19 protein-coding genes are annotated in these 19368 nt (G+C 70.7%); 4 read left to right on the forward strand and 15 right to left on the reverse strand.

Annotated features, from left to right (window positions below; all coding sequences use genetic code 11):
* The first annotated feature begins 69 nt into the window (after window positions 1-69).
* Both Ari01nite_RS27730 and Ari01nite_RS27735 read left to right on the forward strand, forming a co-directional pair.
* Complete coding sequence (locus Ari01nite_RS27730; RefSeq protein WP_203785134.1) at window positions 70-1212, forward strand: glycosyltransferase family 4 protein; 1143 nt, start codon at window positions 70-72, stop codon at window positions 1210-1212.
* 73 nt (window positions 1213-1285) lie between these two features.
* The gene (locus Ari01nite_RS27735; RefSeq protein WP_203785135.1) at window positions 1286-2428 is read left to right on the forward strand and encodes a glycosyltransferase; all 1143 of its coding nucleotides are present in this window, start codon (window positions 1286-1288) and stop codon (window positions 2426-2428) included.
* Here the strand turns inward: Ari01nite_RS27735 and Ari01nite_RS27740 are convergent.
* The 4 genes from Ari01nite_RS27740 to Ari01nite_RS27755 form a co-directional block, all read right to left on the reverse strand.
* Window positions 2366-2704, reverse strand: a complete 339-nt coding sequence (locus Ari01nite_RS27740; RefSeq protein ID WP_203785136.1) for an STAS domain-containing protein — start codon at window positions 2702-2704, stop codon at window positions 2366-2368. The two genes, Ari01nite_RS27735 and Ari01nite_RS27740, sit on opposite strands and share 63 nt — an antisense overlap.
* Before the next feature lie 154 nt (window positions 2705-2858).
* Window positions 2859-4052, reverse strand: coding sequence for a COG1361 family protein (locus tag Ari01nite_RS27745; protein WP_203785137.1), 1194 nt, complete (start codon window positions 4050-4052; stop codon window positions 2859-2861).
* A gap of 19 nt (window positions 4053-4071) precedes the next feature.
* Window positions 4072-4425, reverse strand: coding sequence for a bleomycin resistance protein (locus Ari01nite_RS27750; RefSeq protein WP_203785138.1), 354 nt, complete (start codon window positions 4423-4425; stop codon window positions 4072-4074).
* A gap of 9 nt (window positions 4426-4434) precedes the next feature.
* Window positions 4435-5631 (reverse strand): cytochrome P450 family protein, encoded by a 1197-nt coding sequence (locus Ari01nite_RS27755; RefSeq protein ID WP_203785139.1) that lies wholly within the window; start codon window positions 5629-5631, stop codon window positions 4435-4437.
* A gap of 138 nt (window positions 5632-5769) precedes the next feature.
* Here Ari01nite_RS27755 and Ari01nite_RS27760 point away from each other — a divergent pair, with 138 nt between their 5' ends.
* Complete coding sequence (locus Ari01nite_RS27760) at window positions 5770-6399, forward strand: hypothetical protein (protein WP_203785140.1); 630 nt, start codon at window positions 5770-5772, stop codon at window positions 6397-6399.
* Here the strand turns inward: Ari01nite_RS27760 and Ari01nite_RS27765 are convergent.
* Window positions 6396-8735, reverse strand: coding sequence for a glycoside hydrolase family 9 protein (locus Ari01nite_RS27765; protein WP_203785141.1), 2340 nt, complete (start codon window positions 8733-8735; stop codon window positions 6396-6398). The two genes, Ari01nite_RS27760 and Ari01nite_RS27765, sit on opposite strands and share 4 nt — an antisense overlap.
* Window positions 8736-8889: 154 nt before the next feature.
* On the opposite strand from Ari01nite_RS27765, the gene Ari01nite_RS27770 reads away from it, so the two are divergent.
* Complete coding sequence (locus tag Ari01nite_RS27770; RefSeq protein WP_203785142.1) at window positions 8890-9279, forward strand: HPF/RaiA family ribosome-associated protein; 390 nt, start codon at window positions 8890-8892, stop codon at window positions 9277-9279.
* 43 nt (window positions 9280-9322) lie between these two features.
* Here the strand turns inward: Ari01nite_RS27770 and Ari01nite_RS27775 are convergent, their stop codons facing one another.
* The 10 genes from Ari01nite_RS27775 to Ari01nite_RS27820 all read right to left on the reverse strand — a co-directional run bounded on the left by Ari01nite_RS27775 (window position 9323) and on the right by Ari01nite_RS27820 (window position 19281).
* Entirely contained in the window at window positions 9323-10006 is a 684-nt protein-coding gene (locus tag Ari01nite_RS27775) for a hypothetical protein (protein ID WP_203785143.1), read from the reverse strand.
* Window positions 10003-10611, reverse strand: coding sequence for an RNA polymerase sigma factor (locus Ari01nite_RS27780; protein WP_203785144.1), 609 nt, complete (start codon window positions 10609-10611; stop codon window positions 10003-10005). Before Ari01nite_RS27780 ends, Ari01nite_RS27775 begins: the two co-directional genes overlap by 4 nt.
* Window positions 10612-10620: 9 nt before the next feature.
* The gene (locus Ari01nite_RS27785) at window positions 10621-11937 is read right to left on the reverse strand and encodes a UDP-glucose dehydrogenase family protein (RefSeq protein WP_203785145.1); all 1317 of its coding nucleotides are present in this window, start codon (window positions 11935-11937) and stop codon (window positions 10621-10623) included.
* A 33-nt stretch (window positions 11938-11970) separates the two neighbouring features.
* Window positions 11971-12987, reverse strand: coding sequence for a UDP-glucose 4-epimerase GalE (galE, locus tag Ari01nite_RS27790; RefSeq protein ID WP_239163083.1), 1017 nt, complete (start codon window positions 12985-12987; stop codon window positions 11971-11973).
* Window positions 12988-13015: 28 nt separating this feature from the next.
* The gene (locus Ari01nite_RS27795) at window positions 13016-14905 is read right to left on the reverse strand and encodes a glycosyltransferase family 2 protein (protein WP_203785147.1); all 1890 of its coding nucleotides are present in this window, start codon (window positions 14903-14905) and stop codon (window positions 13016-13018) included.
* Window positions 14906-15216: 311 nt separating this feature from the next.
* Window positions 15217-16224 carry a UDP-glucuronic acid decarboxylase family protein gene (locus Ari01nite_RS27800; RefSeq protein ID WP_203785148.1) on the reverse strand — a complete coding sequence of 336 codons (1008 nt, stop codon included), beginning with the start codon at window positions 16222-16224 and terminating at the stop codon, window positions 15217-15219.
* 239 nt (window positions 16225-16463) lie between these two features.
* Window positions 16464-17318, reverse strand: coding sequence for a glycoside hydrolase family protein (locus Ari01nite_RS27805; RefSeq protein ID WP_203785149.1), 855 nt, complete (start codon window positions 17316-17318; stop codon window positions 16464-16466).
* A 124-nt stretch (window positions 17319-17442) separates the two neighbouring features.
* Window positions 17443-18057, reverse strand: coding sequence for a hypothetical protein (locus Ari01nite_RS27810; protein WP_203785150.1), 615 nt, complete (start codon window positions 18055-18057; stop codon window positions 17443-17445).
* Complete coding sequence (locus Ari01nite_RS27815) at window positions 18054-18659, reverse strand: DUF3159 domain-containing protein (RefSeq protein WP_203785151.1); 606 nt, start codon at window positions 18657-18659, stop codon at window positions 18054-18056. Before Ari01nite_RS27815 ends, Ari01nite_RS27810 begins: the two co-directional genes overlap by 4 nt.
* A gap of 1 nt (window position 18660) precedes the next feature.
* Window positions 18661-19281, reverse strand: a complete 621-nt coding sequence (locus Ari01nite_RS27820) for a TetR/AcrR family transcriptional regulator (RefSeq protein ID WP_203785152.1) — start codon at window positions 19279-19281, stop codon at window positions 18661-18663.
* Between the last annotated feature and the right edge of the window lie 87 nt (window positions 19282-19368).

Here is a 19368-nt window from a genome sequence, read left to right on the forward strand (position 1 = left end):
TTTCCAGACATTGCCTGGGCGTCTCGTGACGTTTGGGGAATGGACATCGACACGGATCATCGTGACCTCATGCGAGTGGGTCTGGTGACGGAGTCGTTTCTGCCGGACGTGAACGGGGTCGCCAACTCGGTGGTCCGGGCGGCCGAGCATCTGCTGCGCCGCGGGCATCAGCCGATGGTCATCGCGCCGCAGCCGCCGCCGGCGGTTCGGGATGTGCCGGTTGACGTGCCGTACCCGGTGGTGCGGATCGCTTCGCTTCCGATGCCGGGGTATCCGCAGATCAGGCTGGGGCTGCCCACACCGACCATGGTTGCGGCGCTGCGCGCGCACGGGGCGGACGTGGTGCATCTGGCCAGCCCGTTCGTGCTCGGGGCCTGGGGCATGGCGGCGGCACGGTCACTCAAACTGCCCACCGTGGCGGTGTACCAGACGGATGTGGCCGCGTACGCCCGTGCCTATGGGGTTGGTAAGACGGAGAGAGCCGCCTGGCGGTGGATTCGGACCGTGCACAACCAGGCCTCGCGGACGCTGGTGCCGTCGACGGAATCCGGTGCGGCGCTCGCCGAGCACGGCGTGCAACGCGTACATCTCTGGCGGCGCGGGGTGGACGATCTGCTGTACCACCCGGGAAAGCGCAGCGCCGGCATGCGCCGGGCGCTCGCGCCCCACGGCGAGGTTGTGGTCGGGTTCGTCGGGCGGCTGGCGGTGGAGAAGCAGATCGACCTGCTGGCCGACGTGAGCCGGATGCCGGGGGTGCGGCTGGTCGTGGTGGGTGACGGGCCGGCGCGGCAGGCGCTGCACCGGGTGCTGCCCGACGCGATCTTCCTGGGAGTGCGGCGCGGAGCCCAGCTGGCGCGGATCTATGCCAGCTTCGACATCTTCGCGCACACCGGGCCGTACGAGACCTTCGGCCAGGCGGTGCAGGAGGCCATGGCCAGCGGGCTGCCGGTGGTCGCGCCCCGGGCCGGCGGGCCGGTAGATCTCGTGACGCACGGGCGCACCGGATATCTGGTGCGGCCGTTCCAGGCGGCGGGATTCACTGAGGCCGTACGGGACCTGGTGGGCGACCCGGTGCGGCGGCTGACGTTCGGTGCCGCGGGACGACACGCCATCGAGGGCCGCAGCTGGTCGGCGGTTGGCGACGAGCTGATCGGGCACTATGCAGAGGTGTGCGCGCTGGGATTGATCGAGCGCCGGCCGGTCGCCGCGTGAGGTTCGAGGCAGATTGCCGGGCGGGGAAAGGCCGGGCTGCGGGGTCGTGGGGTGCGGAAGGCCGGGTGGCGGCGTGAGGATTGTGCGGATCGCCAACTATGTGGCGCCGCGGTCCGGGGGGCTCAAGACGGCGCTTCGGCATCTCGGGGCCGGCTATCAGGCGGCCGGGCATGACGCTGTGCTGGTCATCCCGGGTGAGCGGGCCGATGCGGACATGACCGAGCAGGGGCTGGTGGTCACGCTGCCGGGGCCGCGTCTGCCGGGGCTGGGCGGGTACCGGGTGCTGCTCGACCGGCGGCGGGTCGCGGAGAAGTTGCGGGAGCTTCGGCCCGACCGGGTGGAGGTGTCGGACCGGACCACGCTGCGTTGGGTCGGCGGCTGGGCGCGTGATGCGGGTGTGCCGTCGATGATGGTGTCGCACGAGAGCCTCGACGGGCTGCTGCGGCTGTTCGGGCCGGCGTCGGGGCGGCGGGTCGCGGACGCGATCAACGGGCGGACCGCGCGGACGCACGACCAGATTGTGTGCACCACGCGGTGGGCGGCCGCCGAGTTCGAGCGGATCGGGGTCGAGGTCCGGCGGGTGCCGCTCGGCGTCGACCTGGAGCGGTTCGCGCCGGCGCGGCGGGATCCGGGTATGCGGGATCGATGGGCCAACCCGGAGGACGTCGTACTGCTGCACTGTGGACGGCTGTCGCCGGAGAAGAAGCCGCGGCGGTCGCTCGCGGCGCTCGCCGCACTGCGCCGGGCGGGTGTGCCGGCGGTGCTGGTGGTCGCCGGAGCGGGGCCGTTGCGGAACCGGCTTCAGGAGGAGGCCGGCCGGGCCGGGTTGCCGGTGCGGTTCCTCGGGCATCTGTCCGATCCGGACGAGGTGGCGAAGCTGTTGGCCACCGCGGACGTGGCGATCGCGCCCGGACCGGTGGAGACGTTCGGGCTGGCGGCGCTCGAGGCGCTGGCCAGCGGGACACCGGTGGTGGTGAGCGCAGAGAGCGCGCTGCCCGAGGTGATCGGTCCGGCGGGAGTGGCGGCGCACGGCGACGGGCCGGAGTATGCGGCCGCGATCCGGGAGATCCTGGCGATGCCCGAGGCGGAGCGCCGGTTGGCCGCCCGCCTGCAGGCCGAACGTTTTCCCTGGTCGGCCTCGGTGGCCGGGTTTCTAGAGGCGCACGGCGCCGGCCGGGACCACGAGCCGCTGGGGCGGGACGCCGGCGGCGCGTAGCTCGTCGCCGATCGCGGCCGGTGCGTGATGCAGGAAGACCACCACCCGGTGGTCGTCGGCCAGGTCGCACAGTGCGGCCAGGGTGCCCAGGTTGATCGGGTCGACCGCGGTGACCTCGCCGAGGTCGACGATCAGGCGCAGCGGCCGCAGTTTGCGCACCGCGTGCACGAGGATCTGGCGGAACTGCACGGCACACTCGGTGCCCAGGTCGCCGCTCGGCTGGACGACGAGACTGCCGTCGGGGTCGGTGCGGACATCGACCGAGAAGTTAGCCACCCGCCTACCTTCCGTCGTCCGGCATTGGCCGGGCGGCAAGCTTATGCCGGACGACGGAAAAGCGTCGATCGTTCATGCACCACTCGGGAAAAGACTCAGAGTTCTCCAGTCGACGGTCTGCCTCGCCGCCGCCGGACGGCTCGCGCGAAGCTGTCTAGATGCGACGGCGCCGGGTGATGACCAGCAGCAACGCACCCACGGCGACCGCGGCGAGACCGGCGCCACCGACCGCGACGGCACCGGGGCCGGTCACCGGCAGGCCGCCGTCGCTGCCGCCCTGGCCGCCGTCGTCATCGCCCGGAGTCTCGCCGTCGCCCGGCGGGGTCTCGCCGTCGTCCGGGCCGGCGCCCACGAAGACGACGAAGGTGTCGGTGTTGTCGCTGGGGTCGGGGTCGATCTTGCTGAGCTGCTCCGGAGTTGCCCAGGAGACGAAGTCGGGAAGCTCGGCGTTCCGGCGCCCGGCGGCGGACAGTGCGCTCACCTGCTGGATCGGCTCGGCGGTGACCTTGCCGCCCTGAAGCGCGACCGGGCCGCGCGCGTCCGGCGAGACCAGGACCTGGAACGTGAAGAACATGCCGAACTCGCCCGCCGTGCTGCCCGGTGCGGGACGCGGGTTGAGGCTGAACTGGGTGAGCTCGCAGTTTGCGGTGCGCCGGTCGGCGCTGATCGAGCAACCCTGGTACTGCCGCGTGGTGAATGAGGTCTGTTCGGGCAGTTGGACCCGGACCCGGACGCCGTCGGCAACCATGTCGCCCTGGTTGACGATCAGGGCGAACAGCGGCGACGTCTTGCCCGGCGGCACCGGCTCCTCGGTGATCGTGCCGTTCTCGTTCTGCCAGGTGAGGTCCTGGACGTATACCGAGAGGTCGGCGCCGTGGCCGCTGATCGTGACGTCGGCGGTGCGGCTGTCGTTGGCCTCGACCGTGTCGCCCTCGGCCCGCACCGTGACGGTCAGCTTGCCGGCCGGTCCGGTGGCGCCGTCGACCGGGACCAGCGGCACGAGCACGTGGAGCGAACCGCCGGGCGCGGGCGTGCCGTAGTCGTCGAGGTCGCAGGTGATCAGGCCGTTCTCGGTGGTGCAGTAGCCGCCGACGTCGGACGCACTGACCTTGGCGGGGTCCAGTTGGGTGGTGTCGAAGACGACGCTGACCGCGGAGGCTGACGTCGTACCGTGATTGGTGATTTTGACCTTGGGCCATTTACCGGAGGCGTCGGTCGCGATGGTGGTGCCGGACAGTTCGAGTCCGAAGTCGATGTCGGCCGCGAGTGCCGGCGTCGCGGTCAGGCACAGGGCTCCGGCCGTCACGAGTCCGGTCAGGCCGGCGCGGACGAGACTGAGGTTGGGCATAGGCAGGGAATGTATCGATCTATCCGGAGAGTTTCGACCCCACTCGGTGCAGGGTGCCATCCGGATCCACGTACGCGAACTCGCGCAGGCCCCACGCGGTGTCCCGGGGCGCGCCGAGCCGGCCCTCGACGCCGGCCGCGGACCAGGCCGCGTGGACCGCGTCGGCGTCCTCGACGTACAGGTAAACCATGGCATTCGTGGTGAGCGGATCGTGCCCGGGTGACTCGGAGACGTGCAGCTCGACCGGGCCCTGCTGGACGAATCCGTAGCGCTCGCCGCCGGTGTAGGACTCCACGGCGAAACCGAGCCGCCGGTAGCGTTCGAGGGCGGCGTCGAGCTCCCGCACCGGCAGGATGGGAACGGCTCTGATCATCGCCTGACGCTACCCCGCCGTCAGAGTGACGGGCAGTCCGCGCAGCCCGCGCATCAGCAGGCCGGGCCGCCAGCCCGGCGGCTCCGGCTCGGCCAGCCGCAGGCCGGGATAGCGGGCCAGCAGTTTGCCGAACGCCACCTGTGCCTCGAGCCGGGCCAGCGGCGCACCGAGGCAGTAATGGATGCCGTGGCCGAACGCCAGGTGCGGGTTGTGTTCGCGGTCCAGCCGCAACTCACGCGAGCCGGCGAACCGGTCCTCGTCGCGGTTGGCGGACAGCAGGCCGATCACCACCGTCTGGCCGGCCGGAATCGTCCGGCCGCCGATCTCGACCGGCTCGGTGGTGATCCGGAACGTCGCAATTTCCACCGGACTCTCGTACCGCAGAAACTCCTCGATGGCCCGCGGCAGGAGGGTGGGATTCGCGCCGAGCTCGACCCACTTCTCGCGCTGCGAAAGCAGCAGGTAGGTGCCGTTGCCGATGAGGTTGACGGTGGTCTCGTGGCCGGCGATGAGCAGCAGGAACACCATCGAGGACAGTTCGTCCTCGGTGAGCCTGTCCTGCTTGTCGCGCACCCCGATGAGGCCGGAGAGCAGGTCGTTGCCGGGATGCGCCCGGCGGTCGGCGATCAGGCCGCGCACGTAAGCGACCAGCGACCCGATCGCCGCCGGCAGCTGCTCACGCATCGACACGCCGCCGACGACGATGTTGGACCAGGCGCGGAAGTCGTCGCGGTCGTCGGACGGGATGCCGAGCAGCTCGCAGATCACCTGGATGGGCAGCGGAAAGGCGAGCGCGTCGATCAGGTCGACCCGGTCGTGGCCGGCCATGGCGTCGAGCAGTTCGTCGGTGATCTGCTCGATGCGCGGCCGCAGCGCCTCGATCCGGCGCGTGGTGAAGGCCGCGGTGACCATGCGGCGCAGCCGGGTGTGGTCGGGTGGATCGGCGTTGAGCATGTGGTGCCCGATGGCCGCGCCGATCTCCGGCGGCAGCGGGCCGTCGCGCACTGGGTCGGAAGCCGCTTTGGACAGACGCGGGTCGGTGAGCACCTGCCGGGCATCCTCGTAGCGGGTGACCAGCCACGCGTCGACGCCGCCGGGCAGCCGCACCTCGCGCACCGGTCCGGTCTGCCGCCACCGGGCATAGAACGGATGCGGGTCGTCGTGGAATGCCGGATCTGCGAGATCGTCTCGGACGTCCTGAGTCATGCCATCCTCCGGTCATCAGCGAGCCTCTATGACCCTAACCGGTCAGCGCACACTAATCGGACGCCTCCGGTTGGGGCGATGGCCGAAATGTCCGTTATAGAATGATTGGACAAATCGCCCATTCTTCATGGAGTAGATATGCGAAGTCTCATCGTGGCGGCTGCCGCAGTGGCCACCCTGTTCGGAGCTACGCCGGCGGGTGCGGTGGCGCGGCCGGCCGACCGGGCGCTGATCACCCAGCGGGATCTGCCGCCCGGCTATCGGCAGGTGGACAGCGGGAACGACACGGTCGCCTCGCTCGGCATCGGCACCGGTAAGGCGCTGCGGGGCTGCCCGGCGCTGAGCATGTCCCGGCAGCCGGTGCGCTCGACGTCCGCGGTGTACGCCAAGGGGCCGACCGGTCCATACGTGGCGGCGCTCGCCCTTCGGTATGCGCCCGGCGGTGCCGCGGCGACCATCGAGGCGCTCGACGCGGCCCGGCGGCACTGCCACTTCGTGACGTACCGGTCGCAGGTCGGCGCGGTCCGGTTCGGAATCACCACGCTGCCGATGCGACCGCTGCGCGCCCGTACGGTGCCCATCCATCTCTCCGGCCGGACCAGCGGGATGGTCCGCGTGTCGGTCGAGGCCGACCTGGTGGCGGTGCGCCGTGGCGACTTCGTGCTGGTGTCCGCCGAGTTCGCGATCGGCCGGCGGCTCGACGGGATCGCCCCGCGCATCGCGCCGTTGACGCTGGCGCGATGCGCGAGGCAGATCCGCGGCTGCTAACCGGCGACGCAGGCGGTCCCGTTCACGGTGAACGCGGTCGGCGCGGGGTTGCTGCCGCTGTGGGTGCCGTTGAAGCCGAGGCTCACCGAGCCGCCGGCCGGGACGGCACCGTTCCAGGACTGGTTGGTGACCGTCACCTGGCTGCCGGTCTGCGACCAGACGCCCGACCAGCCCTGGCTGACCTGCTGGCTGCCGGGGAAGGCGAAGCGCAGGGTCCAGGCGGACCAGGCGGCGGCGCTGGAGTTGGTGACATTCACCGTGCCGGTGAAGCCGCCGCCCCAGTCGTTGGTGCTGTACGCGACCCGGCAGGCGGCGGTCGAGGACGGGCTCGGCGAAACCGACGGCGAAACGCTGGGGCTCACCGACGGCGACGGCGAAGACGAAGGCGAGGAGCTGACCGAGGGAGACGGCGTCACCGAGGTGGGGACCTGGCCCCACAGCAGCGTCGTCCCCTCGTACAGCGGCACATTGCGGTTCAGCACCGTGCCGGTCGCGTACGACGGATCGTTGGCCGGATCCCAGGTGCCGCCCTCCGGCACGCCGACCTTGAACTGCACCTCCATCCGGTGCTGCGACTGCCCGGCCGGCGCGATCGTGTACCCGGCGCACTTCACCTCGACGTACCAGAGATCGCCGGACACCTGCTGGGCGGTCGACGGCGACGGGCAGCCCTGGGTATAGCCGGGCGTCACCTGGATCGCCGACGTGCCCTCCTTGCGGAAGTAGTACCGGTAGGACGCGTTGGTCAGCGCCTTCGCCGGGAACGCCGACTTGTTGTAGATCATCACCTTGAGCCCGGTGGCCCGGGGCTCGGCCTGCATGACCGTGGTCTCGACGCTGAACTCGTCGATGTCCGGCGACTCCGGCTGCGGGAAGTTCGCCAGCGCGGTGCCGCCGTACTCCTGGTAGAGCCGGGCCACCGCGGAGGTGAAGCCGGCGTTGTAGTCGGTAGCCACCTCGTTCATCACGTAGTCGCTCCGCAGGTCCTGGTATTTGTCGTCGGGCGAGGACGGTCCGCCGACCAGGGCGCCGTACAGCACGTGCCTGGTCTCGGCGGGCACCGTCTGGTTGTCCCACCAGGAGCCGTGCGCGGTGCGGTGGTGCGGGTTCTTGGGCGAGTTGGCGCCGAAGCCGATCAGATAGCTGGACGAGCGCGGGTTGTCGCCGAGCGCGTAGTCGATCTGCCGTACCGCGAAGTCGTGGTAGCGCGCCTTGCGGGTGGTGTCGGTGGTCTTGTCGCTGTAGACCAGGGCCGCGAACGCCGTGTTCGAGGCGTACCGGAGCGAGCCCCAGCTGTCCAGAACGGCCTGGCCGCCCGGCGAGTAGCGCACCTTCTCGCCGTTCACGCCCACGGTCCAGTAGTCCAGCCAGCGGTTCGCGTCGTCGACGTACTTCTGCTTGCCGGTCAGGTTGGCCAGCAGCACGTACGCGCCGAACTGCTTGTTGTCCCAGGCGATCGTCCACTTGTAGGAGCGGGTGGTCGACTGCGGCTCGGTGCCCAGCTTGTCGTACTCGGACTCGGCCTTGGCCAGGTAGCTGGCGTCGTTGGTGGCCCGGTACAGCCAGATCGCGCCCCAGACCAGTTCGTCCTGGTAGCCGCTCCACGACTTGTAGAAGCTGCTGGCGTCGGTGATGCAGTCGCTGTACGCCTTCCGCACGGTGTCGGCGAACGTGTAGAGCTGCTTCGCGTGCGTCAACAGCTTGTCGGCGTACGCGGCATCGGTGGGCCGGAAGACGATGGAGCTGGCGGCCATGGCAGCCGCTGTCTCACCCGCCAGGTCGGATCCACCACAGGTGGCGTCGATCTTGTACGACGGCCGCGCCATCGGCATCACCTCGGCCGGACCCCACCAGCGGTGGTCGTCGTCGCCCTTGCCGATCTGCCCGTAGAGCACGTTGGCCGAGGGATGTGCCTTGATGAAGTAGTCGTTGGGCACCCGGAGGTTGTTGAGGAAGTTCGTCAGTTGCCCGGAGCGGGCGTACGCGTCGCGGTATTCGACGGCGCCCCAGGCCAGCATCGTGGTGGTGAACGCCATCGGGAAGCCGAACTTGACGTGGTCGCCGGCGTCGAACCAGCCGCCGGTCAGGTCGAGCCCCACGTCGGCGCCGTCGGTCAGGGCCGAGTCGCCGCGCCAGGACACCTGGCTCCACGCCGGCTTCTTGCCGGCGATTTGCGCCTGGTAGAAGAAGAGTGACTTCTGCAGGGCCTCGGCGTAGTTGTAGGTGCCCGCCGCCTCGGCCGGCCGTACCAGGTTGCCAACCACGACTGCCGCCACCGCGACGACCGCGGTCAGGGCCCCCACGGCCGCACGGCGATACCAGCGATTTGCCCGCATGAGCGTTTTCTCCCTGTCCCCTGGGTGCGCCTATGGGAGCGCTCCCAACATTGAACAGCGTTGTTTCGGATTTGTGAAGCACGGCATCTGGTTCGAACAGTCGATCTGGCGGGTAGAAGGGATTTTGTTCGGTTTGCCGCTTCGAGGAGGTCAGATGAGCGCTGTCACCAACCCGGCCACGGTCGGCGAGTGCCTGCGTGTGGGTGCCGGTTTCTCCCAGCGTGATCGGAACTGGATAGCCGAGCAGTTCGGACCCTTGGACGCCCGGCTGGCCTCGTTCCACGCCGACGCGACCGAACTGGAGATTTCGGTTAAGGACCGCGAGGCCCGCGGCCAGAAGGTCACGCTGGAGTGCTGGATCGGCGGCCGCGACAAGATCGTCACGACGTCCTCCGAGGAGGACCTGCACGCCGCCATCATGGACGTCCGCGACGACCTGCGCCGCCGCCTGAACGACGCGAAGACCAAGCAGGAGCCGCGCCACAACCGCCACCTGCGCGACGTCGTCCAGCCGGAGCCCGAGGCGGCACCCGAGACGGACTGACGATCGGGGTTCGGCGCCGGCCACGGCCGGCGCCGAACGCTTGTTATGGGCGCGGACGCGTCTCGTCCGGTGCCGGCGGGCACCACTGCTGGCAGTCCGGCTCCTCTCGCGGTCCGGTGCCGCCGGACGGGAACGGGTTCGGGGACGGCGACAGCGGTGGCGGCGGGAACGTCGGGGCCTCGCGCGGGCAGCCGGCCGGTTTCGCCGTGTGCTCGAAGCGGCTCGGCGCTGATCTGTCGCCAGTCGGCCGTGGAGACACCAGCGGCGCGTCCGAGCAGGACTTTCGCGGTGATGCCGACGGTGCCGGCGGTGCCGTGGAGCGCGGCGGCCGAAACGTGTGGTCGGCGGCCGACGGAGATTCCGACGGTGAGCTGGTCGCGGCCGGGGAAAACGTGGTGGTGGCCGGATGCGGAGTTACCGGCAGGGCGCCGGTCGCGGCCGCCAGGGCGGCTCCCCCGGTGGCCGCAGTCAGGACGGCCGCCGCCGCGGCCTTGACCGTGAGCAGGCTGGCCAGATGAGGACGGCGGCGGCGCGACGGCCTGGTCCGAAAGCCGGCCAGTGCCTCCGTGCGGCCGGCCAGTTCCGCCGGGCGGGCCGGCGCGGCCGCGGCGTCCAGCAGGTCGGCCAGGTCGGGGCGGCCCGCCCGGGCACGGGAATCGCGGCGCAGCAGGTGTTCGGCGGTGCGGCGGGTCAGCGGTGGGCGGCGGGGTGGGGTGGGGCCGGTCATGGGGGAGCTCCTGTTCGACCCGTCCGGGGCGTGATGATGGCCTCCGAGCGGAGAGTACCGGCGGCGGCTCGGCGTTCGAGGATGTCTTCCAGGCGGCGCAGGCCCCGGTGGGCGGCGATCCGGACCGCGCCGGCCCGCTTGCCGAGGACCCGGCCCGACTCGGTGGCGTCCAGGTCGAGGACCACGCGCAGCAGCACCGCCTCGGCCTGGTCGGGGGGCAGCGACATGATCAGGCGGAGCGCGGCGTCGGTGCCTACCGCGGCCACCGCCTCCGACTCGGTCTGGTGGTCGGTGGTGGGCAGCAGGTCTACCTCGTCGCTCGGGACCGCCGCCCCAGTCTGGCGGTCCCGAGCGCGGAGGTGTTCCAGGGCGCGGCGCCGGGCGACCGTGGCCACCCAGGTGCGGAAACGGCTGCCCCGGCCGCGGAACCAGGGCAGCTCGCGGCTGATCTGCAGCCAGGTCTCCGAGGCCACGTCCTCGGCGTCCTGGCCGACCAGCGCGCGAAGGTAGCGGAGCAGGCCCGGCTGCACAGTGTTGTACAGCTCGGCGAACGCGGCCTCGTCACCATCACGGGCCGCGCTCACCAGGGCGGTCAGCTGCTCCATCGGAGGATCTCAGGCCGCGCGGCCCAGCGAGCGGACCGTCCAGCCGGCATCGCGCCAGCGCCGTACGTCCAGCGTGTTGCGTGCCTCCAGCAGCCGGGGCACGTTGGTGACCTTGGCGAGTTCGGCCGGGTCCAGGGCGCTGTACTGCGGCCACTCGGTCAGGTGCAGCACCACGTCGGCGCCCTCGCACGCCTTCAACGGTTCCCGGGCGTACTCCAGTGCGGGGTAGGCGGCCCGGGCGTTGTCGATGGCCTCCTCGTCGTGCACGCACACGTGCGCTCCCTGGAGCTTGATGGCCGCCGCCACGTTGAGGGCCGGCGAGTCGCGGATGTCGTCGCTGTGCGGCTTGAACGCGGCGCCCAGGATGGTCACGTTGCGGCCCAGGAAGGTGCCGCCGACCAGGTCCTTCGCGGCTGCGATGGCGCGGTGCCGGGCCCGCATGTTGATCTCGTCGACCTCGCGCAGGAAGTTCAGCGAGCGGCCGACGCCCAGTTCCTCGGCCCGGGCGGTGAAGGCGCGGATGTCCTTGGGCAGGCAGCCCCCGCCGAAACCGAGGCCGGCCGACAGGAACCGGGCACCGATCCGGGCGTCGTACCCGATCGATTGGGCCAGGGTGACCACGTCGGCGCCGGCGGTCTCGCAGACCTCGGCCATCGCGTTGATGAACGAGATCTTGGTGGCCAGGAACGAGTTCGCGGCGACCTTGACCAGCTCGGCGGTGGCCAGGTCGGTGGCCACGAACGGGCAGCCCTCGTCGAGCATCGGCTGGTAGACCTCGCGCAGCAGGGTCTCCGCCCCGGCCGAGACGACGCCCGCGACCAGGCGGTCCGGGTGCAGGGTGTCCTGCACCGCGGTGCCCTCGCGCAGGAACTCCGGGTTCCAGGCGACCTCGGCCCGGGCGCCGACCGGGGCCAGCGCGGCCAGCCGTTCACCCACCGCGGCGGCCGTCCCCACCGGGACCGTCGACTTCCCCACCACAAGGCAAGGGCGTTCCAGGTACGGGGCGAGCCCGTCGACAACCGCGTTGAGGTGGCTCAGATCGGCCGCGTACGAGCCTCGCTGCTGGGGTGTGCCCACGCAGATGAAATGCAGGTCGCCGAACTCCGCCGCCGCCCGCAGCGAAGTCGTAAAGGTCAGGTTCCCTTTCTCGCGGGTACGGGCGAGCAACTCGGACAGCCCAGGCTCGAAGAACGGTGGACGGCCGTCGGCCAGCGCCTCGATCTTGGCCGGGTCGATGTCCACGCCGAGCACGTCGTGCCCGATCTCGGCCATCCCGGCCGCGTGCACGGCGCCGAGATAACCGGTGCCGATGACGGTGATGCGCATCGCGCGTTTCTCCTTACGGGGGGTGTGGGCTGGTCAGCCGGCGTAACCGGCCATGTTCAGCGACTGGAAGCGCCACGCGTCGCGGCACATGTCGGACAGGTCGCGCCGGGCCCGCCAGCCCCAGGTCGCGTTCGCCCGGGCCGGGTCGGCGATCAGCGCCGGCACGTCGCCGGGCCGGCGGTCGACGATCCGGAACGGCAGGTCACGGCCGACCGCCTCGCTGAGCCGGGCCACCAGTTGCAGCACCGAGGTGCCGACGCCGGTGCCGAGGTTGACCACGCGCAGGCCGGGCGCGTCGTGCAGGCGTTCCATCGCGACCCGGTGGCCTTCGACCACGTCGAGCACGTGGATGTAGTCGCGGATCGCGGTGCCGTCCGGGGTGTCGTAGTCGCCGCCGAAGACGCTCAGCTGCTCGAGCCGGCCCACCGCGACCTGCAGCAGGTAGGGCACGATGTTGTTCGGTACGCCCAGCGGGTCCTCGCCGAGGAAGCCGCTCGGGTGCGCGCCGATCGGGTTGAAGTAGCGCAGCGCGATCGCGTGCATCTGCGGATACCGCCGGCACGCGTCGCCGATCACCTGCTCACAGATCCATTTCGAGCGGGCGTACGGGTTGGTCGGGCGCGCCGGGTCGGCCTCGGTGAGCGGTTTGGCGTCCGCCTCGCCGTAGATCGAGCAGGACGACGAGAACACCAGGTCGTGCACGCCGTGCTCGACCATCACCCGGAGCAGGCTGGCGGTGCCGCCCAGGTTGACGTCGTAGTAGTCGAGCGGGATCTGCATGGACTCGCCGACCGCCTTCTTGCCGGCGAAATGGATCACCGAGTCGATCGGGTGGTCGGCGAAGACCCGGTCCAGGCCGTGGCGGTCGCGCAGGTCGGTCTCGTACGCGATCAGCGGTCTTCCGGCGATCTTCTGCACCCGGTCCAGCGCGGCCGGACTGCTGTTCGAGTAGTTGTCGACGACCACCACTTCGTAGTCGTGTTCGAGCAGGTCGACGCAGGTGTGACTGCCGATGAATCCGGCGCCACCGGTGACGAGCACGGTTGTCACTGCGGTTCCTCTTTCGGGGACGTGGGGTTCACCACCAGCCGACCGAGGCCAGCACATAGCCCGGGGCGTGGAGGTAGGCGAGGACGAGCGGAGGCACGGCGGCCACCGTGGCGAACAGCGGGAGGCCGGCGGTCACGCGTACGGCATGGAAGGTTTTGACCTTGGCGGCGCGGCCGGTCTCCAGGCCGTGCAGGAAACACACCGCGAACGCCGCGAAGACGTACATAGTGGACCCGAGCATGCACAGCAGGAGGTAGCCGCCGGCGCCGTAACCGAGTTCGCCGAGCAGCGCGCCCCCGCTGAGCACCGTGCTGAGCACCAGCAACGGCAGCACCAGCGTGATCGGCAGCGGCTCGAGACCGTTGCCGCCCTTCGGGGTGACCTTGAAGCTGACCGGGCGTGGCCAGAGCTTCTGCAGGGTGGCGGCGGTGACCCCCCAGAGCACGAACGGCCAGCGGCAGATCGACGAGAGCCAGACCTCCCAGCTCAGCGTCGGTGCCCGGCGCGGCCGGAGCAGTCCGCGCCGGCGCAGCAGGCCGATCAGCAGCAGCATCCAGATCCCGACGGTCGCCCACCGGCCCAGAAACTCCAGGTAGGTGACCTTGACCCAGGGCATGCCGGAGACCGCGGCGATCGGCGGCAGCAGCGTGCCGGCCAGCGAGACCACGGCGAGCAGCGGATAGAAGGACAGCGTGTTGAGGAACCGGAACCGCAGCCGCCAGGGCATCCGGCGCAGGTGCCGGCGGCTCAGGTCGAACAGCAGCGTGGTCAGGCTGCGCGACCACTGGAACTCCTGGGTGATCATGGCGGCGAAGGTGGGCGGGCCGTCGCCGTGCGCCTTGGCGTTCAGCGCGAAGGCGCCCTGCCAGCCGGCCGAGGTGAGCAGAAACGCGGTGGAGAAGTCCTCGGCCAGCTCGGGGCCGATCCCGCCGATGTCCTTCAGGGCTTTCGTGCGGACCGCGTAGTGCGAGCCGATGCAGGTGGGCGCGAGTCCGCCGGCGTGCCCGGCCTGGAACGGCCCCTGGAAGCCGGCCTCCCGGAACAGGCGGCTGCGGGCGGCCCACGAGTCGGCGGCGTTGGCGTCGCAGATGCTCGGCGCGGCGACGTAACCGACCGCGGCATCGGCGAACGGCCGCACCATCTCGGCCAGGTAGGTGGGCTGCGGCACGTGGTCGCAGTCGAACTGGGCCACCACGTCGTAGCACTCGTAACCCCAGCCGTCGTAGAAGTACGCGAGGTTGCCCTCCTTGCACTTCGTCCGGCGCGGCCAGGTGGATCGGTGGTACTCGGTGGAGCCCTGCCGGCTGGAGATCCGCACGTGGTGGGCCGCGCACCAGGTGAAGATCTCGGCGGTCGGTGCCTCGTCGCAGAGCCAGACGTCGTACGGGTGCGGAAAGCGCTGGCCGAGCATCGCGACCAGGGTGTCCCGGGCGACCTGCCACGGCTCGGACGGTGCCCGGGTGACCACCATGGCGACCCGCAGCTCCGGGATCTCCAGCCGGGGATTGATGCCGCGCAGGCGGTTGGCGGCCAGGAAGAAGAACGCGGGCTGGGCCGAGATGACCAGCAACAGGGTGCTGTTGACGGCCATGCCGAACCAGGTGATCCGGTGGCCCGGCGCCAGCCACCAGTGCCAGAACCAGGCGAGGCAGGCCAGCCAGCCGACGGTGAGGGCGGCGACCAGCAGCCGGTCCGGCACCGACAGCAGCGACACGAACGTGCCCTCGCCGATCCGGCGCCGCCGGTTCCCGGGGGAGAGGTAGGGGCCGCTGGGCGGAGCGTCGAGGACCCGGCCGGCGGAGAGTTCCAGGAGATCGGCAATGTGGATCTCCTGGCCGTTGCGTCGCGGCCGGCGGGTGCGGGGTAGGGGTAGTTCGGGTCCCGGGCGTGCCGGTGGCCGGACGGGTGGGATCGGCACTACGGCGGGCCCGGCACCCGGCCGCGGCCTCGCTCCGTGCGGCGCCGGGGTCAGCCACGGGGAACTATCGGCTAACAAATCGGATTTGTCGGTCAGGAGACGGCTCGGGGAGGCGGCGTGCGGGGAGTCTGCGTGCGGGGAGGCGGTGTGCGGGGAGGCGGTGTGCGGGGAGTCTGCGTGCGGGGAGTCTGCGTGCGGGGAGTCTGCGGCCGGGGATTTGGCGGCCGGGGATTTGGCGGCCGAGGCTGAGGCGGAGCGGTAGACGGTGCCTCGGCGGGGGGCGAGGTTGGTGGACACCGGTGGCTGGCGAATCAGACGGCGACGCTGACCGGGACGGCACCGCCGGCGACCAGGGCCGCGGCCGCGGTCACCTCGGCGGGGCGGCCGGCGAACCAGGCGACGGTGCGCCGCAGGCCCTCGTCGAGTGGCACCTTCGGCTCCCAGCCCAGGGCGTCCTGGGCCCGGGTGATCACCGGCTTGCGGCGGGTGGGGTCGTCGGTGGGCAGCGGGTGGTATTCGATCGCGGACGTTGAGCCGGTGATCCGCAGGACCTCCTCGGCCAGCTGGCGCATCGTGTACTCGCCGGGGTTGCCGAGGTTGACCGGGCCGAACTCGGCCGCGTCGAGCATGCCGGCGATGCCGCGGATCAGATCGTCCACATAGCAGAAGCTGCGGGTCTGCGAGCCGTCGCCGTAGATGGTGAGCGGGTTCCCGGTGAGGGCCTGGCAGATGAACGTGCTGACCACCCGGCCGTCGTGGGCGCGCATCCGGGGCCCGTACGTGTTGAAGATCCGGATGATGCCGACGTCGGTGCCGAAGCTGCGCCGGTAGGCCGCGGTGACCGCCTCGGCGTAGCGCTTCGCCTCGTCGTAGACGCTGCGCGGGCCGATCGAGTTGACGTTGCCCCAGTAGTCCTCGGTCTGCGGGTGCACCAGCGGGTCGCCGTAGATCTCGCTGGTCGACGCGAGCACGAACCGGGCGTCGTGGTCGTGCGCGAGCCGCAGCAGGTTCTCGGTGCCGCGGCTGCCGACCGCGAGCGTCTCCAGCGGCAGCCGGTGGTAGTCGGGCGGCGAGGCCGGGCTGGCCAGGTGCGCGACCGCGTCGATCGGGCCGGTCAGCCCGGCGGCGGACAGCGCGGCCGGGTCGCTCACGTCGACGTCGAGCACCGTGAACCCGGACCGGCCGCGCAGGTGGGCCACGTTCTCGGCCGACCCGGTCGACCAGTCGTCGAGGCAGACCACCTGGTCACCGCGGTCCAACAGGGACTCGCACAGATGGGAGCCCAGGAAGCCGCCGCCTCCACTGACCACCGCACGCATGACTTCCTCCGCTTGCTTGCTCGATGAACCGATTAAGGCCTCTCAAGAAACAAGACTATGAAGCTAATCAATGCATTACGCAAGCCCGAGAAGTGTTAATCAATGTTTCCGGCGGACAACTAGAAATCAGCTCGAAAATTTCTTATGCAAACCTTAGGCAAGGGATCGGTCACCGACCGCTATTGTTACCTTCCAGCCCGTCCGCAAAATAGAGCCGGAAAACGTTACTGTGGTCTGTGTCACGAGTCGAGCCGGCCGGCCGTGCGGTACGCCTCGCCCACCACGGTCAGCGTGCCGTCCTCGCGGCACAACCCGCTACCAGCGGTGCCGTCCAGAGTCGGCAGGCCGAACCAGGCGTACCGCTCCACGTAGGGCAATTGCTCCAGCATTGCGGTGGCGTCATTGATGAATTGCGTCTGCTCGGCGTCGGAAGGGTATCGCGCATGTGCCGGATCCGGCGATTGTTCGGCGAAATCGATGAGCGCGAACTCGGTCAGCCAGATCGGCAGGCCGTATCGTTGATAAACCGACTGCAGATAGTCCCGCATTTGCTGCACCGCGCTCGCGTCGAAAGTTTCCCCGTACCAGTGCAGGGCGATGAAGTCGACCCGGTGACCGCGTTCCTTGGCGAGCCGGAGGAACCAGTCGAGCCAGCCGTTCTCGACCGCGCCGCCGGCCGCCGGAGCCGGGCTGCCCAGCCGCAGGCCGGTCGCCTCCAACTGCGGCCAGAGATCGATGGCCTGCTGGACGGTCATATTCGCCTGATCTGCCCGGTCCGGCTCGTTGAACGCGAGCAACGCGTCGCCGCCCGACGCCCTGACCTTTTCCAGATTCTCCGCGGTTACCGAACTGGCATTCCACACCATCGGCACGAACTTCGCTTTCTGCGACGCCGGAACCCGGCCGCGCTCCGCCGTCCAGTTGTAGTACCAGGAAACCTGCGCCTTGCTGAGTCCGGCCTTCACGCTCCGGAAATCCCAGGTCCCGACGCCCTTCTTGGCAGACACCGGAACGGATTCCTCGTCGCCGGTGCCGCGGAGGTGATACAGGGCCGCGGTGACGGCGACGGCCAGCAGGCAGATGGCGCTCACCACGAGGAGCGTCCGGGTCTTCTGCGTCCGGGCTGACATCTGGTACCTCCGCGGGTGGACGACGGCACGATCGCCGCCGAGGGGCCGCGAGTATAGGTGACCCATCTGCAAGCTTCGATGGAAGCGATCAGTCCAGCTGGGGTAGCCCGGCGATCACGGCGTCCAGGAGAAGCGGATCGCACCGGTCGGCCCGCGGCGGCGGCAGGTCGGCCGGCAGGCCCTCCGGCGGCAACTGCCAGCGCACCCGGTCGGGATCGGCCCGCTCGACCGCGTGGTACCACTCGCGGAGCGGCTCGGCCAGCCGGACGTGCAGATCGAAGTTCCGCCGCCGCCGGGTCGGGTCGGCGTCGCGGCGCCGGCGCAGTTCGACCGCCGACGGCACCGACACCAGGAACAGGTCGGCCAGGCCCAGCCGGCCCGCGGCCATTGCCTCCCGGCGGGCGTCGACCTCGTGCCGCCAGTGGCCCGGCGGGAGTGCTCCCAACCGGGCCATGGACCAGCTGTAGTGCAGTTTCATCGGGTCGTCGTCGCAGATCGCGAACCCGCCGGCGGCCTCACGGCGCACGGCGTGCCGCCAGCGCCGCGTGTCGTGCTCACACCAGAACGCCGCGGTCTCGGCCGGATCGATGCCGCTCGGCTGGCCGGGCGGCGGCGGGCATTCGGGAACCGTGTCGTCCGGAAACAGCCGCTGACACCAGGTTGTCTTGCCGGCCGCGCTCGGCCCGGTCACCACGACGATCACGCACTCCGTTGTAGCGCGCGGCGGTCGGCTGCACGAGTGCGTTCGGCGCGGCCGATGGCCCACAGCGAGACGGCCACCGCCGCCGCGGTCAGCGGCAGGCCCATCAGGACCTTGGCGGCTGCCAGCCCGGCCACCTGCTGCTGGGCGAACAGCGACTGCTGCACCAGGAACCGGGCCGCGAACACCGCCGCCCAGGCCACGGTGGCCAGGTCGAAGTGCCAGCCGGGCAGGCGGGTGATCGGTTCACGCCGGGCGATCTGCCACAGCACCCCGGTGAGCGGACGGCGTACCACTATGGACAGGAGCAGCAGGCCGGCGGCGGTCGGGTTCCAGATCAGGTCGAGCAGGAAGTAGTCGATCGCGGAGCCGCTGCGCCAGGCGATCGCCGCCGAGATGGCGACGCCGATCAGCCCGCCGGCGGCCTGTCCGAACGGGTGCCCCCGCCGGAGTCGCACCACGCAGACCACGGTGGCGAAGGTCACCGCGATGAGCAGCGCCGGCCCCAGCCCGATCACCGAGTGGAGCGTCGCCACCAGGGCCGGCGGCACGGCCGAGAGCGTGAGGCCCCACCAGCCGCCGATCGGGTCCAGGCGCGATGCCATCTCAACCCGCCAGCCCGGCCGCGACCGAGGCCGCGGCCCGTCCGGGGTCGTCGCCGTAGCCGACGCAGAGGCGTACCAGCATGTCGGAGAGCACGAAGCGGGCCTGGTCGACGGGCAGTTGCCCGGACAGCACCAGGGTGACCATGCCGTGCCGCATGCTCCACACCTGCGCGGCCCACACCAGCGTGAGCACCTCGGTGCCGGCGGCGAACCGGCCGGCCTCGATGCACCGGCTGATCTCGGTGACCAGGCGCTCGTACGCCTCCTTGCCGTTGTTGTCGCCGTCCAGCGGGCGGTCGATGAACATCGCCCGGTAGACGTTGGGTTCGGCGAGGCCGTATGCGAAGTAGACCTCGGTGAGGGCGGCCAGGTCGGCCACCGGGTCGTCGGTCGACGGCACCCGGTCGGCGCGCGCGTCGAGGGTGGCGAAGCCGGCCCGGCGCACCTCCTGCCGCAGTTCCTCCATGCTGCCGAAGTAGGTGTAGACCGAGGTGGTGGAGACACCGACGTCCCGCGCCACCCGCCGCGTGGTCAGCGCGGTCGGACCCTCCTCGGCCAGCACGTGCGCCGCCGCCCGGAGCACGGCGTCGCGCAGATTCTCGTCTCGCGGTCGTGGACTCATGCCGACCACCGTAACAGAACGGCGTTACGTAACGCCGCCATGCAACGTGCCAACCACGGCACCACGCGCCCACCGGCTCGGATCGGC

The sequence above is a fragment of the Paractinoplanes rishiriensis genome (assembly GCF_016862375.1).
GTDB lineage: Bacteria > Actinomycetota > Actinomycetes > Mycobacteriales > Micromonosporaceae > Actinoplanes > Actinoplanes rishiriensis.

Bases quoted from the DNA above. Each gene is read 5' to 3' on its own strand.
- Ari01nite_RS27760 (WP_203785140.1), top strand. From the start codon at position 5,770: ATGCGAAGTCTCATCGTGGCGGCTGCCGCAGTGGCCACCCTGTTCGGA.
- Ari01nite_RS27750 (WP_203785138.1), bottom strand. From the start codon at position 4,425: ATGATCAGAGCCGTTCCCATCCTGCCGGTGCGGGAGCTCGACGCCGCC.
- Ari01nite_RS27800 (WP_203785148.1), bottom strand. From the start codon at position 16,224: ATGCGTGCGGTGGTCAGTGGAGGCGGCGGCTTCCTGGGCTCCCATCTG.
- Ari01nite_RS27785 (WP_203785145.1), bottom strand. From the start codon at position 11,937: ATGCGCATCACCGTCATCGGCACCGGTTATCTCGGCGCCGTGCACGCG.
- Ari01nite_RS27820 (WP_203785152.1), bottom strand. From the start codon at position 19,281: ATGAGTCCACGACCGCGAGACGAGAATCTGCGCGACGCCGTGCTCCGG.
- Ari01nite_RS27730 (WP_203785134.1), top strand. From the start codon at position 70: ATGCGAGTGGGTCTGGTGACGGAGTCGTTTCTGCCGGACGTGAACGGG.
- Ari01nite_RS27780 (WP_203785144.1), bottom strand. From the start codon at position 10,611: ATGGAGCAGCTGACCGCCCTGGTGAGCGCGGCCCGTGATGGTGACGAG.
- Ari01nite_RS27815 (WP_203785151.1), bottom strand. From the start codon at position 18,659: ATGGCATCGCGCCTGGACCCGATCGGCGGCTGGTGGGGCCTCACGCTC.
- Ari01nite_RS27755 (WP_203785139.1), bottom strand. From the start codon at position 5,631: ATGACTCAGGACGTCCGAGACGATCTCGCAGATCCGGCATTCCACGAC.
- Ari01nite_RS27770 (WP_203785142.1), top strand. From the start codon at position 8,890: ATGAGCGCTGTCACCAACCCGGCCACGGTCGGCGAGTGCCTGCGTGTG.
- Ari01nite_RS27775 (WP_203785143.1), bottom strand. From the start codon at position 10,006: ATGACCGGCCCCACCCCACCCCGCCGCCCACCGCTGACCCGCCGCACC.
- Ari01nite_RS27745 (WP_203785137.1), bottom strand. From the start codon at position 4,052: ATGCCCAACCTCAGTCTCGTCCGCGCCGGCCTGACCGGACTCGTGACG.
- Ari01nite_RS27765 (WP_203785141.1), bottom strand. From the start codon at position 8,735: ATGCGGGCAAATCGCTGGTATCGCCGTGCGGCCGTGGGGGCCCTGACC.